At 66.3% G+C, this 14,625-nt stretch carries 15 protein-coding genes; 12 read left to right on the top strand and 3 right to left on the bottom strand.

Features of this window, described 5'->3' with window-relative positions; all coding sequences use genetic code 11:
- Nucleotides 1-187: 187 nt before the first annotated feature.
- The 7 genes from IEW19_RS18295 to IEW19_RS18275 all read left to right on the top strand — a co-directional run bounded on the left by IEW19_RS18295 (nt 188) and on the right by IEW19_RS18275 (nt 4,238).
- Nucleotides 188-673: a universal stress protein gene (locus tag IEW19_RS18295; RefSeq protein WP_188573010.1), complete on the top strand. Its 486-nt coding sequence runs from the start codon at nt 188-190 to the stop codon at nt 671-673.
- A gap of 48 nt (nt 674-721) precedes the next feature.
- Nucleotides 722-1,720 (top strand): polysaccharide deacetylase family protein, encoded by a 999-nt coding sequence (locus tag IEW19_RS18290; protein WP_229748575.1) that lies wholly within the window; start codon nt 722-724, stop codon nt 1,718-1,720.
- Entirely contained in the window at nt 1,717-2,199 is a 483-nt protein-coding gene (locus tag IEW19_RS23670; RefSeq protein WP_229748574.1) for a cation-transporting P-type ATPase, read from the top strand. The genes IEW19_RS18290 and IEW19_RS23670 overlap by 4 nt, the downstream gene beginning before the upstream one ends.
- 9 nt (nt 2,200-2,208) lie before the next feature.
- Complete coding sequence (locus tag IEW19_RS23665; protein ID WP_268236290.1) at nt 2,209-2,640, top strand: P-type ATPase actuator domain-containing protein; 432 nt, start codon at nt 2,209-2,211, stop codon at nt 2,638-2,640.
- Nucleotides 2,615-3,154 (top strand): cation transporting ATPase C-terminal domain-containing protein, encoded by a 540-nt coding sequence (locus IEW19_RS23660; protein ID WP_268236289.1) that lies wholly within the window; start codon nt 2,615-2,617, stop codon nt 3,152-3,154. Before IEW19_RS23665 ends, IEW19_RS23660 begins: the two co-directional genes overlap by 26 nt.
- 122 nt (nt 3,155-3,276) lie before the next feature.
- Nucleotides 3,277-3,711, top strand: coding sequence for a DUF3040 domain-containing protein (locus IEW19_RS18280; protein WP_229748573.1), 435 nt, complete (start codon nt 3,277-3,279; stop codon nt 3,709-3,711).
- Complete coding sequence (locus IEW19_RS18275; RefSeq protein WP_188573009.1) at nt 3,708-4,238, top strand: hemerythrin domain-containing protein; 531 nt, start codon at nt 3,708-3,710, stop codon at nt 4,236-4,238. Before IEW19_RS18280 ends, IEW19_RS18275 begins: the two co-directional genes overlap by 4 nt.
- A gap of 81 nt (nt 4,239-4,319) precedes the next feature.
- Here the strand turns inward: IEW19_RS18275 and IEW19_RS18270 are convergent, their stop codons facing one another.
- On the bottom strand, nt 4,320-4,820 hold the full coding sequence (locus IEW19_RS18270; protein WP_229748572.1) for a universal stress protein: 501 nt from the start codon (nt 4,818-4,820) through the stop codon (nt 4,320-4,322).
- A 247-nt stretch (nt 4,821-5,067) separates the two neighbouring features.
- On the opposite strand from IEW19_RS18270, the gene IEW19_RS18265 reads away from it, so the two are divergent.
- Complete coding sequence (locus IEW19_RS18265; protein WP_188573008.1) at nt 5,068-5,742, top strand: response regulator; 675 nt, start codon at nt 5,068-5,070, stop codon at nt 5,740-5,742.
- Between the two features lie 46 nt (nt 5,743-5,788).
- Here IEW19_RS18265 and IEW19_RS18260 read toward each other — a convergent pair whose 3' ends face one another.
- Nucleotides 5,789-7,441 carry a GAF domain-containing sensor histidine kinase gene (locus tag IEW19_RS18260; protein ID WP_188573013.1) on the bottom strand — a complete coding sequence of 551 codons (1,653 nt, stop codon included), beginning with the start codon at nt 7,439-7,441 and terminating at the stop codon, nt 5,789-5,791.
- A 272-nt stretch (nt 7,442-7,713) separates the two neighbouring features.
- On the opposite strand from IEW19_RS18260, the gene IEW19_RS18255 reads away from it, so the two are divergent.
- From IEW19_RS18255 to IEW19_RS18240, 4 genes are all read left to right on the top strand, one after another.
- Nucleotides 7,714-8,172, top strand: a complete 459-nt coding sequence (locus IEW19_RS18255) for a pyridoxamine 5'-phosphate oxidase family protein (protein WP_188573007.1) — start codon at nt 7,714-7,716, stop codon at nt 8,170-8,172.
- A 69-nt stretch (nt 8,173-8,241) separates the two neighbouring features.
- Nucleotides 8,242-9,108 (top strand): universal stress protein, encoded by an 867-nt coding sequence (locus IEW19_RS18250; RefSeq protein WP_188573006.1) that lies wholly within the window; start codon nt 8,242-8,244, stop codon nt 9,106-9,108.
- 24 nt (nt 9,109-9,132) lie between these two features.
- Nucleotides 9,133-11,658, top strand: coding sequence for an HAD-IC family P-type ATPase (locus tag IEW19_RS18245; protein WP_188573005.1), 2,526 nt, complete (start codon nt 9,133-9,135; stop codon nt 11,656-11,658).
- 13 nt (nt 11,659-11,671) lie between these two features.
- Nucleotides 11,672-12,094: an Hsp20/alpha crystallin family protein gene (locus IEW19_RS18240; RefSeq protein WP_188573004.1), complete on the top strand. Its 423-nt coding sequence runs from the start codon at nt 11,672-11,674 to the stop codon at nt 12,092-12,094.
- 66 nt (nt 12,095-12,160) lie between these two features.
- Here the strand turns inward: IEW19_RS18240 and ppsA are convergent, their stop codons facing one another.
- The gene (gene ppsA / locus IEW19_RS18235; protein ID WP_188573003.1) at nt 12,161-14,605 is read right to left on the bottom strand and encodes a phosphoenolpyruvate synthase; all 2,445 of its coding nucleotides are present in this window, start codon (nt 14,603-14,605) and stop codon (nt 12,161-12,163) included.
- Nucleotides 14,606-14,625 lie beyond the last annotated feature (20 nt).

Below are 14,625 nucleotides of genomic sequence, written 5' to 3'. Positions count from 1 at the left end.
GCCGGCCTGCAGAGGACGGCAGTAGCGGCTGGATGCGGGCCCATTGCCCATCAGTCAAAACGGAAGTACGCGACACCCATCAAGCATCCCGGATGCGGTCATCAGGCTTTGGGAGACACGCCCTAGCCCCAACGCACGCGTGCAGGCATGATGAGCGTGACAGCGCGGGTTTGACGAGGGAGCAGACATGAGCATTGCCGGGGCACCAATAGCCAGGATCGTGGTGGGCGTCGACGGGTCGGAGGCGTCCGTGGAGGCCCTTCGCCAGGCCCAACGCCTCGCCACGCCACTGGGTGCCACGGTCCAGGCCATTGCCTGCTGGGAGTACCCGCAGATGTACAGCGGCTACGTCATGATGGGCATCGAGGGCTTCGAGGAGGGTGCCAGGAAGGTCCTGGACGAGGCGGTGGCGCAGGCTTTCGGAGCCGAGACGCCGGCCAACGTCACCTCAACCCTGGTTCGGAACCGTCCCCGGGAGGCACTGATCGACGCCAGCCGCGATGCCGACATGGTGGTGGTGGGGCGCCGCGGGCACGGCGGGTTCGGTGGCCTGCTGCTGGGCTCCGTCAGCTCCGCCATCGTGGCCCATGCCCATTGCCCCGTGCTGGTGGTCCACTTGCCCGCGGACGGTTCCGAGGGTTCCACGGATTCCGACGGTTCCAAGGGTTCCTGAGGTCCGCGGCCGCGGACAAGAAATCATCCTCTTGGGCGGGTGGTGGCAGTGCCGGCCAGTGAAGCACGACGACGGGCTCCCGCCATAGCGCTCGCCGTCGCCTTGGTGGTCCTCGCCGCCGCCCTGGCCCTGTTCCTTCCGGCACCAACCGCCGGTCCGCCGTCGGCCCCGCCATCCTCCTCACCGGCGCCGACGGTGCTGCCCAGTGGGTCCAGCCCGGCGAGCCCCGGCGTTTCGCCTTCAACGCCCGGGCCGCAGGAAACCGAAACACCCGAAGCGGGCCAGACTCGGGTGGAGCCGCCAGTCACCGTGCCGCCGGTACCCGTGCCCGAACTTCAGCCGACAGGGGTCCCGGCCCCGCCAACGCCACCGCCGGAACCGGGTCCTCCTGTGCAGCCGGCACCGTTCCCGGAAGCCCTTCGCGGCCAGGACCTCACCGTCATCCCGGGGGCAGGCCGCATGGTTGCCCTCACCTTCGATGCCGGAGCCAACGCGGCAGGACTGCCCAAGATCCTGTCCGCCCTCTCCGCCAAGGGCGTGGCCGGGACGTTCTTCCTGACCGGGAACTGGGCGGCGAACAACCCGCAGGCCGTGGCAAAGATCGTGGCCGCCGGACACCGGTTAGGAAACCATTCCATGACGCACCCCCGGTTCACCGCCCTTGGCAACGACCTGATCGCCCAACAGGTGCGCGGTGCCGAGCAGACCATCCTCGCCGCCGGCGCCGATCCCAGGCCGCTGTTCCGCTTCCCCTTCGGCGAACGGGACGCACGGACCATCGCGGCCGTCAACGCCCTGGGCTACGTGGCCGTGCGATGGACGGTGGACACCCTGGGCTGGAAAGGCACGAGCGGGGGCTCCAGCGTCCAGGCTGTGGCCGACCGCGTGCAGGCAGGGCTGCAACCCGGTGAAATCGTGCTCATGCACCTCGGATCCAACCCCGACGATGGCACCACGCTCGACGCCGACGCCCTCCCCCAGGTCATCGACCGCATCACGGCAGCGGGGTACGGTTTCACCACCCTCGATGCCCTGCTGGGCCAGTGACCTGGAGCCGGGGCCCCACGGCGAAGAACAGGCCTTCCCCGCGCAGGCGGGGAAAGACCACTCAGCCCGAATCCTCCGTCGGGCGCCCCCAGCCTGTAAAGGGTAGTGATCCGGCCCATCATGGGCTGCCGGTCCACGAGGTGGTGCTGCTGCTGGAAACGGATGCTGCCAGGGGCCTGGGCCAGGAAGAGGTAGCGCGCCGGCGCAGGCAATTCGGCGCGAACGAGCTCCCGCGCTCACAGGGCGGGAGCATTGCCCGCAAACTCGGACGCCAATTCAACAACCCGCTGGTCCATGTCCTGCTGGCCGCCGCGGCGGTGACCCTGTTCCTTGGCGAATTCCTGGACGCAGGCGTGATCCTTGCGGTGGTCCTGGTCAACACGCTGATCGGATTCATCCAGCAGCTACGGGCAGAAGCAGCCCTTGACGCCCTCCACTCGCTCATCCGCACGCACGCCGCGGTGATGCGCGGCGGCTAACGGAAGCAGGTGCCCTCCGAGGACCTGGTCCCCGGTGACCTGGTGCTGCTGGAGGCGGGTGACAAAGTACCGGCGGACCTCCGCCTGGTGCGCCTGTCCACTTTGCGGGTGGACGAATCCGCGCTGACCGGAGAATCCGACCCCGTGTCCAAGGACGAGGTGGTGCTGCCCCAGGTCACGCCCGTGGCCGACCGGAGGAACATGCTGTACAGCGGAACCCTGGTGACCGCCGGCAGCGGAGCAGGAATCGTCGTCGCCATCGGCGGCGAAACCGAACTCGGCGAAATCCACCGCCTCATGGGCGATGTCCAGCCAGTGGCCACGCCCCTGACCCTGAAACTGGCGCGGTTCAGCACCACGCTCACCATCGCCATCCTTGCCCTCGCCGCCGTGGCCTTCCTTGCCGGCCTGGCACATGGCGAACGCCCGGGCAGATGTTAACGGCCGCCGTCGCCCTTGCAGTGAGAGCCATCCCCGAAGGACTCCCCGCCGCCGTCACGGTGACGCTTGCCATCGGCGTCCGCCGCATGGCCCGCCGCCGGACCGTCCCCTCCTGACGTGGGCGCTCACCGTACGGATCCTGCTCGTTTCGGCACTCCTGGTTGCCGGGGCCTGGTGGCTCTTCGAACACGAGGTCGCCATCGGCGCATCCGTTGCCCAGGCCCGCACTTCGGCCGTTAACCTGTTCGTGGCCGTGGAAGTGTTCTACCTTTTCAGTTGCCGGTCCCTGACCCGGCCGGCCTGGCGGATGGGGCCCTTCGGCAACCGCTGGCTCCTCCTCGGCGTCGTGGTCCAGGCGGCCGGCCAGCTGGCCCTCACCTACTCGCCGCTGATGAACGAGCTCTTCCACACCGCCCCCATCAGCGCCGAAGCGTGGCTGCGGATCTTTGGCCTCGCCCTGCTGGCGTCCCTTGCTATCGCCGTGGACAAACGGCTTCGGCGCCGGGGCTTCTGATGCGTGTCACCGCCAGAGGCGGCGCCGAAACAGGACCAATGGCTCTCCCACCGGCTCCCCCGGCGCCCAATACTGAAAGGGAAAGCGGACGGTTGGCGTCGGCCTTCAGTGGACCGGAGGTCGTGGAAGTGTACCGCTGGATCGACGTTGCGGAATACCAAACAGGTTGGCCGTCCGCTGCGGCAACCCTGGTACCTGAGTTCGTGGCTCCCGCAGGCAACGGACGGTGGGGTGAAACGATGCCACTCTCTGAATTTGAAAAACGCGAACTCGAAGTGATCAGCCACGGCCTGGAAGAGGAAGACCCCAGGCTGGCGGTCCTGCTTGGCCGGGATGCCTTCGCGGTTTCACTCCGCACCCGGTTCCGGCGTGGACTCATGCTGGTCGCGGCGGGTGCCTGCGTCCTGCTCCTTGGCCTGGTGGCCAGGGCTACATTCCTGGGCATAGCGGGTTTTGCTGCCATGATCGGCGCGGCCTACTGGGCAATCAAGGACCTCCGCTGGTCCCTGCGGAACAGGAAACGGCACGTCACCCAAGTGGAAGGCAACATTGAATGAACGCGGAAACAAGGACGGGCAAGGACGCCTCCACCGAGATGCAGGCGATGCATGCGGTGGAAGCGCACCATGCGGACATGCTGAGGCAACTGAACGGGCTGGTGGGGCTCCTGACGGAGGCCGCGGAGGCGCGGGATGCTGACGCTGTGCAAACAACCCAGGCGGCCCTTCTGGACTGGTGCGATAAAGAACTGGTGCCGCACGCCCTGGCAGAAGAAGGACCCCTTTACAGCGGACCCCACGGCATGCCGGAGGCCAAGCTGCTGGTGGACGGCATGTTGGCCGAGCACCAGGTGATCGTGGGGCTCGTTGACGAACTCAGGACGGCCGACGGGGTTGCTGCCGCGGTGGCTGCCGGTTCCATCCAGCGCATCTTCGCCCTGCACCTGGACAAGGAGAACCGGCTCCTGATGCCGTTCGTCGTCGAATCCCCCGGCCTGTCACTCGCGCAGGCAGTTGAAGGACTCCACGAACTGGTGGGAGAAGGCGCCGCGCACCATCACGGGCAGGGGCACCACGGGCACTAGGACCACGACGGCGGGGGGCAGGTACCAGAGCGGCATGGGTACGACGGCGGCGGGCCGGGTCAATGGGCCAGGGTCAATGGGTCAGGGGACCACCGCTGAACGGGGCGCGGCAACATCACCCGCTGCCGCCTCCTCCGGGGCATGGACTACCAGCACCGGGCAGTGTGCATGGCTGACGCATGCTGTACTGACTGAACCGGGGACGAAGTTACCGTGCCCCCGCCTGCCGACGATCAACATAGATGCGTTGCGGCTCGCGTCAATCAGCACCGGGCTGGGCTTGCCGCGCACCAGCCGGGGGTGCACAAAGGCCGGCAGTTCCTCGAAGGCGTCCGACAGCGCCCGCTGGAGCACTTGATCGGCAGCATATTTAAAACCCTCGATCCCTACGGCCAGATACACCCCGTAGCCCGATGGTACGTCCCAGCATGCCCACGCCTCGACGGGCGCTGAAAGGGGCTCCGCCAATGCCCGGGCCACCCGCAGCGCCGCGATTGATGCCTCCGATCCGTCCACCCCCACGATGATCCTGGGACGCCGTTCGGAGGCAGGCACCGCTGCTCCGTTTCCTGCTGCTGCCACGTGCCCTCCTGTTGCTGTCGACCCCAGAGTGGACCAGAACCGCTGCGGGGAACAGGGCCAAAGGTCATTCCGGGAGAAACAGTGCCATGGTTCAGGCCGCCCCGCCAGGGGCGGCGTGCCGTGCACCGCGGACTTTGGTCCCTTCCGGGACATCCCCCGGCAGGTAACAATAGGACCAGGCCCTTCCCGGGGGCCGGCCGCACACACGCGGGATTGGTCGTGAAGAATTTTGGAGCGTTCGGTGCACATGCATGAAGCTGGGTCTGATGAAGCGACAGGATCTTCCGGGCAGGTCCGCGTGTTCATCCTTGATGACCACGAGCTCGTCCGGCAGGGGCTCAAGGACCTGCTGGAAGGCGAAGGGTTCCTTGTGGTGGGCGAAAGCGGGTCCGCGGCGGAGGCCACGCGCCGCATCCCGGCCCTGCACCCCGATATCGCCATTCTCGACGGGCGGCTTCCCGATGGAACGGGTATTGAGGTGTGCCGGGATGTGCGCTCCCTCGATCCCCGGCTGCGGTGCCTGATCCTCACCAGCTACGACGACGAACAGGCCCTCCGCGGGGCAGTCCTGGCAGGTGCATCCGGGTACATCCTGAAACAGATCAGGAGCGATGACCTCCTGGCCGGGATCCGACGGGCTGCGGCAGGTGAGTCGCTGTTCGAACCGGGAGTCGAGCAGCGGATCATCGCCGGACTTTCCACCACACCCACGGACCCCCGGTTGGACGGCCTGAGCGCCCAGGAGAAAAAAGTACTGGCGCTGATTGGCCAGGGGCTGACCAACCGGCAGATCGGCGATGACCTCTTCCTGGCAGAGAAGACTGTCAAGAATTACGTTTCGTCCATCCTGGCCAAACTGGGCTTCGAGCGCCGGACGCAGGCTGCCGTGTATGTCACCAAGGGCTCAACGGACCCCGCCTGACCTCAACCACACCCGGCCGTGACGCAGGCCGTGCCTGGCGGACAGGCTAGGCCAGCTTGGCGGACCATTCCACGGACGTGCCCTCGCCGGGCGCGCTCTCGATGATGCAGCTGCCCTTCAGCAGCTCGGCGCGGTGGCGCATGTTCGCCAGGCCGCTTACCTGGGCGGGCTCCGTGAAGCCCCGGCCGTTATCGCTGATAAGAAGCTTGACCTGGTCCCGGGCTACGGCAACAGTGACCTGGATTTCGTCCGCGCCGGAATGTCTCAGCGCGTTGCTCAGCCCCTCCGAAAGCACCGACAACAGGTGGACAGCCACGTCTTCCCTTACCGAATCCACCGCTCCGTCCATGGACACGTTGGGGGTCACGGCGTAGCTGCGCGAGTTCTCCCGGACCACGCGCAGGATCCGGCCCGTCAGGGGTTCCTGCTCCTCTTCGCCGGTGCGAAGCGAGTAGATGGTGTCCCGCAGCTTACGGATGGTGTCATCAAGTTCCGTGGTCACGGCCGCGATACGCTCATGGGCCACCGGATCCAATGTGAAGCGGCGCAGGCTCTGGACACTCAGGCCGGCAGCGAACAACCGCTGGATGACGAGGTCATGCAGGTCCCGGGCAATCCGTTCCCGATCGGTGAAAAGCAGGTTTTGTTCGCGCAGTGCGTTCACGCGCGCCAAGTCCAGCGCCAGCCCGATCCGGCTCCCAAAGATGGCACTGGACTCCGCCTCTGCCTGGTTGAAGACGGGGGCTCCGTGTGCACGGGCCAGCAGGAGAACCCCGTTGTCGCTGGAGCTGTGCCCCAGCGAACACACCAGTACGGAACCGAGCTTGTCCGCCACCTCGTCCTCGAAGACCTGCCGCGGGTCCTTGGCTACGAAAGACCCTCCGCCCTCGATCACGCCCGAGACCGCACTCGAGACCATCAGCTCCTGGCCGGCCTGGAGACCCTGCACACCAAGGCATGACCGGCATCGAAGCGAGCGGTCACCGGCTGGCACGGCTATGACGGCAAGCGCCGAGCCGGAAACGTTCAGGGCGGTGTCGGCAACAATGTCCAGGTTGTCCACATCTTCCGAAGGGGACGTCATGATCAACCGGCTGCTCAGCTCCATGCCTGCCTCCAGCCATTTCTGGCGGCGGTTGCTGTCTTCAAAGAGGCGGGCGTTCTGGATTGCCACTCCGGCCGCGGCGGCCAGTGCAACCGCAAGATCTTCATCTTCCGCGGTGAAATCCTCCCCGCCCTGCTTCTCGGTCAGGTAGAGATTCCCGAATACTACGTCCCGGACCCGGACAGGTACGCCCAGGAAGGTCCTCATGGGCGGGTGGTTCGGGGGGAAACCGGAAGTGATGGGGTGCTGGCCCAGGTCATGGAGGCGCAAAGGCTTCGGCTCCCGGATAAGCAGTCCCAGGACGCCGTGGCCCGTGGGCAGGTCGCCAATGGAACGGATGCCTTGTTCGTCGATACCCACAGTGATGAAGTGGCTCAATGTGCGGTCTTCTCCGATGACCCCCAAGGCACCGTACCTGGCGCCGAGCAGGGCGCAGGCCGACCGCACAAGACGGTCCAGGACGGCTTCGAGGCTCAGGTCCTCGGCGAGGGCCACCACTGCGGCCAACAGGCCATTGATCCGTTCCTGGGTATCCAGCAGTTCGTCTCCCCGGGAGGTGAAGTCCCTTAGCAACTCTTCCACCCTGCCCCGCATCGGAGAGCGCCAATGATGCTCAGTGCTCACGTCCCACCTCCTGCGGCAAAAACCTGCGGCGCTGCGGGTCCCTGCGCGATCCAAGCGTTCGAAACGGAAGTGCCGGCTTCCGCCCCCAATTCCGCCTTCACCTGAGCATGAAGACGCCTCTGGTGCAATTCTAGGAGAGCATCGTGGAAAATACCCCCTGTGGTCCCGGATTGGGGGGCGGTACGGGGGGCGCAGGACCTTCTTCCCTATCGGCGGCGGGTTGCCGGCCCTAGGCTACGGCCATGAATACCGCAGCCACAGAACCGGAAATCAAGGAACTCGGCGTCCACGATTGCTGGCGATACCTCCGTTCAACTTCCGTCTGCAGGGTCGCCTTCACCGACGGCGAGGCCGTAAAAAACTACCCGGTGAATTTTGTCCCCACCAACGGCACATTACTCATCCGCACCGGTGAAGGAACGAAGCTTTCATCCCTGGCGGACCGGAAGGTGGTAGCCGTGGAGGCGGACGGCATGAACCAGTACGGCACCATCGCCTGGAGCGTCATCCTCAAGGGCCGTGCCATGGTGGTGTCCGATGCAGAGGAAACCCGGGACGCCATGGAAGCCGGGCTGTCCCCTTGGCAGCCCGGCCAGAAAAACATCCTGATCCGGATCACGCCGCAGGACATCAGCGGCCGGCGGTTCGTCATCGCGGCACCAACCCACTGGTGGCCGCCCCGGGAACCGACAGCCGGGTAATCCCCGCCTGAGGCACCGCTCCACGCCGCACCATACCCCTTCGCCAGAACCAACAAAGGATGGTCCCCCATGGCACCTGCCAAACCAATCGCCGTCGGCGTCACCGACACTTCGGCGTCCAACGCCGCCCTCTTGTGGGCAGCAGCCCGGGCCAACAGGCTCAAGTGCCCGCTCGCCGTCGTGAACGTCGTGGACGACCGGTGGATGGCAGCCGAAGTCCTCCCCTACCTTGAAGTCATACGTGAATCTGGCCTGGGCCTGTTGAAGGAAGCGGGCGAAAAGGCCACAGCCGCCGAGCCCGGCCTGGAAGTTTCGCTGCAGCTGCTCGAGGGGGGCGTTGGCGCAGCGCTGGGCGCCTATTCCAAGAATGCCGCCATGCTCGTCCTGGGCACCAGCGGCCGCAACCGCGGCGCACTGACAGACCGGGCGCTGCAGGCCGCTGCCACGGCCGAGTGCCCCGTTGCCGTCATCGGCGACGGCCAGGCAGACGGGCGCGGCATCCTGGTGGGCGTGGATGGATCACGGGAATCAACGCAGGCAGTGGCCTTTGCGGCCGCCGAAGCTGACGCACTCGGAGAGGAACTGACGGTCCTCTACGCGTTCACCGGCCCCAACCGCTGGATCGCCGCCGGGCTCCCCCAGAGCAGCTTCGCCACGCATGTGGTCGAGGAGGAGCAGATCGTGCTGTCCGAAACCGAAGCAGGCCTTCGGCAGGACTACCCGGACCTTGTGGTGCACACGGTGATGGAAACCGTCCTGGAGCCGGCGGACGCCCTGCTCCGGGCCGCCTCAGGCGCCCGGCTGCTGGTCTTGGGCAGCCGGGGAAAGGGTGGCTTCGAAAGACTCTTCCTGGGGTCCACGGCACACGCGGTACTGACCCAGCCGCCGTGCCCCACGGTCATCACCCGCATGCACAAGCAGCAGCACAGCGGCTGACCGGGGCTGCTGCCTGGCCATGCCATGCCGATAGCTGGGGAAAACGGGGCACCGCTTCCGGGCCTGGACCTACGCCATGCCCGGGACGGGCTTTCGACTGCGGAAGTTCGGGAGCGGACCGATGCCGGCCGCATCAACAGCGCGCCCACGGCAACCAGCCGGAGCGTCGCGGAGATTGTCCGGACCAACGTGTTCACCCTTTTCAACGGTGTTGTGGGAGGGTGCTTCGTCCTGCTGTTGGTCCTTGGCGAATGGCGTGATGCGCTGTTTGGCCTGTCCGCCGTCAGCAATTCTCTGATCGGCATCATCCAGGAGTACCGGGCCAAGCGCTCGCTCGACCGGCTCGCCATTTTGCAGGCCGCCACGAACACTGTGATCAGGAACGGTGCCAGGGAAACCATCCCTGCGGGAGAACTGGTTCCCGGCGACCTGGTGGTGCTCACCGCCGGAGACCAGGTCACGGCAGACCTGGTGCTTCTCGGCGAAGGCCCGCTGGAGGTGGACGAATCCCTGCTGACCGGTGAATCCGAGCCGGTTCCCAAACCGGGCGGCTCCGTGCTGCTGTCCGGTTCACTGATCCTGGCCGACAGCGGCCGGGCCACCGTGCTCCGGGTGGGGCCTGACACGTTCGCTTACCGGCTAGCAGCGGATGCGCGGCGGTTCTCCCTGGTCACGTCGGAGATCCGCAGGGGGCTGGAAAAAGTCTTCGCCGTCATCACCTGGCTGCTGCTTCCCACCGCATTGCTGCTCACGAATGCGCAGATGCAGAACCAGGGCGGGTGGGCTGGAGCCCTGGAATCGGGGCGGTGGATACCGGCCACGGTGGGGGCGATTGCGGGCATCATGGCCATGATCCCGCTGGGCCTGCTCCTGATGACCAGCGTTGCATTTGCCGTGGGCGGGCTCCGGCTTGCCGGCCAAAAAGTCCTGATCCAGGAGCTTGCCGCCGTGGAGGTCCTGGCCCGGGTGGATGTGCTCTGCCTTGATAAAACCGGCACGTTGTCGGACGGTTCGGTCGTGTTCGACGCCGTCCACGACGTGGGGAGCGTTCCTGCCAGCGGGTGGCGGCCGGCGCTGGAATGGTTTGGAGCCAACGCGGACGCAAGCAGCACCGCCGCGGCCATCGGGGCCGCCTTCCCCGTGGCAGTTCCGCTTCAGGAGCAGGGAGCAGTTCCATTTTCGTCCGCGCGAAAGTGGAGTTCGGTGACCTTCGGCCCGGAGTCCGGCGCGTCCGGTACCTGGATCCTGGGAGCACCGGATACTGTGCTGGGCTTCCCTGGATGCGCCAATGCGCAGGGTATGGCCGCCGCCCTTGCCTCTACGGGCCTCCGGACGCTGGCACTGGCACACCTGGCGGCCCGGTTGCCGTCGGACGCCGCAAGGACGGGCCTGCCCCCGGAGCTGGTGCCCGTCATGCTGCTGACCTTCCGGGAGAGCATCCGCCCGGACGCGGCCCGGACGCTCGACTATTTCCGGCAGCAAGGGGTAACCGTCAAGATCATTTCCGGTGATGATCCCCGGACCGTGGCAGCGCTGGCCCGCAGGGTGGGTTTTGGAGCCGGTGTTGCCTATGACGCACGCCACCTGCCCGGCCAACCGCACCAACTGGAGGAAACGGTGGAGGCCCAGAGCCTCTTCGGAAGTGTGACCCCGTCCCAGAAACGGGATCTGGTCCGGGCCCTGAGACGGCGGGGGCACACGGTGGCCATGACCGGGGACGGGGTCAACGATGTCCTTGCACTCAAGGAGGCGGACCTGGGCATCGCGATGGACACCGCTTCGCCGGCAACCAAGGCCGTGGCCCGCCTGGTGCTCCTGGACGGGCGCTTCGAAAGGCTGCCGGCAGTTGTGGGTGAAGGACGCCGGGCCATTAGCAATATCGAGCGCGTCTCCCTGGTCTTCCTGAGTAAGACCGTGTACGCTACGGTCCTCTCCGTGGTCACCGGCATCCTGTTGCTGGCTTTTCCGTTCCTGCCCCGGCAACTGTCCGCCCTGGACGGACTGACCATTGGGCTGCCGTCGTTCTTCCTGGCGCTGCAGCCCGGTGGCCAACGCTACGCGCCCGGATTCCTCCGGCGTTCCCTCGCGTTCGCAGTGCCGGCAGGCTTCTGCGCCGCAGTCTGCGTCCTGGCGGTCAGCGCCTACGCGCAGTCGTCGGGTGACCACAGCCTGGACGCGTCGCAGTCCGCCGCCACGCTCACCCTGGGCCTCGTGGCGGCCTGGATCCTGGTGATGGCATCACGACCCCTGACCGGACCCAAGTTCGCGATCCTGGCGGGAATGTACACCGGCCTGGTGCTCTTGTTCAGCCTTCCGCTGACACAGGACTTCTTCCGGGTTGGGTGGCCGCCAGCGGACCTGCTGGCCTTCACAGTCGGCGTCGCCATCGCAGGATGCGCGGCAATCGAGGTTATCGGCCGTTTCACGGGCCGCCCGCCGCATGGGGCTGGTCGCGGGGAAACCGGGCTGGGACCTTTGACTCTGGAACCAGCGTCGAGGGAAGCGGATGGTGGAAATGCCGGGCACCGCGATGGTCCGGCTTCCACATGAGCAGGAGGCAAGAATGACTGACCTGATGAAATGGTTCGATACCCGCCGCTCCCCCATGGATGTCATCGAAAGGCTTTTCGAGGGCGACCTGGGGACCTCGGCCATCCGCGTTGAAGAGATGGTCGAGGGAAACACGCTCGTGGTGCGGGCTGAACTGCCCGGCATAGATCCGGAGAGGGACGTTGACGTGACCGTGGCCGACGGCGTGCTGTCGATCAGGGCGGAGCGGCAGGAGAAGACGGAGCAGAAGGACAAGGACGGCTACCGGTCCGAATTCCGGTATGGGTCTTTTGTCCGGCGCATTCCCCTCCCCAGCGGCGTCCAGGAGGGCGATGTCACCGCCTCCTACAAGGACGGCCTCCTCGAAGTCCGTGCTCCGATACCGGCCGAGGAACAAGGATCCGGCGGCTCGAAGATCCCCGTCACCAGGGGCTGAAGACAGCCGGGGCACGACGACGGTGCCTGGCTCCCCGGGGGACCAACCCTTGGGTGCCGGGCACTTTCAGGTGGCCGCCCGGCGCACATGGCCAGCTGCGTGCGCGTCGGCGGCAGCCTCTGCCGCCGAGATCACCGGGAGCGTCCGCACGTAGGTGTCCGGGTTCAGCGACACCGAATCGATTCCCTGGTTCACAAGGAACTCCGCGAGGTCGGGATGGTTGCTTGGCCCCTGCCCGCAGATGCCGATTTTGATGCCGGCTGCATGGGCCTTGCTGATGGCCTGGGCAATCATGGACATCACAGCCGGGTCCCGTTCATCGAACAACCCCGCAAGCTCCTCCGAGTCGCGGTCCACCCCGAGGACCAGTTGGGTGAGGTCGTTGGACCCGATGGAGAAGCCATCGAAGCGCTTGGCGAATTCCTCTGCCAGGACCACGTTGGACGGGATTTCGCACATCATGTAGACCTGAAGCCCTTCCGCACCGCGGACCAGTCCGTGCTCTTCCATCGCCTTGATGACCTGGTCCGCTTCGCGCACCGTGCGGCAGAAGGGGACCATGACGATGACGTTGCCGAACCCCAGCTGTTCCCTTACGCGCTTGAGGGCCCTGCATTCCAGGGCGAACCCTTCCCGGTATTGGCTGCTGTAGTAGCGGGAGGCGCCGCGGAACCCCAGCATGGGGTTTTCCTCCGGTCGCTCGAAGGCGCTGCCGCCGATCAGGTGGCTGTACTCGTTGCTCTTGAAGTCGCTGAGCCGGACGATCACCGGCTTGGGATGGAATGGAGCGGCGATCTTGGCGATCCCGGTGGCCAGTACGTCGATGAAGTACTCCTGGGGGTCCCGGTAGCCGCTGGTCAGCTGCCGGATGAGCGCCGCCTCTTCCGGGTCAGCCACTCTTTCCGGGTGGACCAGGGCCATGGGGTGGATTCGGATGAGGTTGTTGATGATGAACTCCATCCGTGCCAGGCCCACGCCGGCCGCCGGCAACCGCCACCACTTGAAGGCGGCGGCCGGACTCGCAATGTTGATCATTATGCCCGTGCGGGTGGCCGGGAGGGTCTCCATGTCCACTTCTTCCACGGAGAACTCCAGCAGCCCCTCGTAGACGCGGCCCTCCTCGCCTTCTGCGCAGGACAAGGTGACCTGGACGCCGTCGGAAAGCGCCTCGGTGGCGTTGCGCGTTCCCACGACGGCGGGCACTCCCAGTTCGCGGCTGACGATCGCGGCGTGGCTGGTGGGGCCGCCGTGGTCAGTGATGATGCCCGCGGCCTTCTTCATGACGGGCACCCAGTCCGGGTCCGTCATCCGCGTGACCAGCACGGAGCCGTCAACGAAGGACTCGATGTCCTTCGCATCCCGGATTACGCACGCCTGCCCCCGGGCAATGGAGTCACCGATGGCAGCGCCGGTGGCCAGGACCCGGCCGGGCTGTTCAAGGTGGTAGGCCTTGAAGGTGGACGTGCTCCGGCGCGCCTGGACCGTTTCCGGCCGTGCCTGCACCATGAAGAGTTCACCGGTTAACCCGTCCCTGGCCCACTCCATGTCCATCGGCCGCCCGTAGTGATCCTCCACGGCTGTGGCCCAGCGTGCCAGCTGGAGGATTTCCTGGTCGTCCAGGACCAGCGAGCGCTGCTCCCGTTCGCTGGTCTCCACCATCCTGGTCCGCGCATCCCCGCCCTGGCCGTAGACCATCTTGCGTTCCTTGGCGCCCACTTCCCGTTCGATCACGGGGCTGAAGCGCTGATCTGCAAGGAGCGGCTTGAACACCTGGTATTTGTCCGGGTTGATGGTCCCCTGCACCACCGTCTCCCCCAGCCCCCAGGCCGCGCTGATGACCACCACACCGGGGAAGCCGGACTCGGTGTCGATGGAGAACATCACCCCTGAAGCGCCAAGGTCCGAGCGGACCATCCGCTGCACGCCGACGGAGAGGGCAACGTCCAGGTGGTCGTAGCCCTTCATTTCGCGGTAGCTGATGGCGCGGTCCGTAAACAGGGAGGCATAACAGCGTCGGCAGGCGTCAAGGACCGCGCGCTCTCCGGCCACGTTCAGGAAGGTCTCCTGCTGGCCGGCGAAGCTGGCGTCCGGAAGGTCTTCGGCTGTGGCGCTGCTGCGGACCGCCACCGCGGTCTGGGCCTGCCCGGCACGGTGGCACAGGGTCCGGTAGTGCTCCTGGACATCGTCCGCGATGTCCCCGGGGAACGTGGCCTGAAGGAACAGCTCGCGGATCGATGCCCCGGCTTCGCGAAGTGTTGACCGGCCGGCGCGCTGATCCTCTATGTGCTTCCTGATCCGGGGTTCGAGGTTGTTGGCGGCAAGGAAAGCACGGTAGGCCGCGGCCGTGGTGGCAAATCCTTCAGGAACCCTGACTCCTGCTGATTGCAGCGCACGGCTCAGTTCCCCCAGGGAGGCGTTCTTTCCGCCCACCGAGGGAATGTCCGCGATCCCGGTGTCTTCGATCCACTTGACGTTGATGTCAGGAGCAAGGGTCTCTGCGGCGGCACTCATGGCTCGATTCTGGCCTCCGG

This window comes from Arthrobacter liuii, assembly GCF_014639275.1.
Taxonomy (GTDB): domain Bacteria; phylum Actinomycetota; class Actinomycetes; order Actinomycetales; family Micrococcaceae; genus Arthrobacter; species Arthrobacter liuii.
Note: the sequence above shows the minus strand (reverse complement) of the source record. Positions and strands in the feature narration are given on the sequence as shown.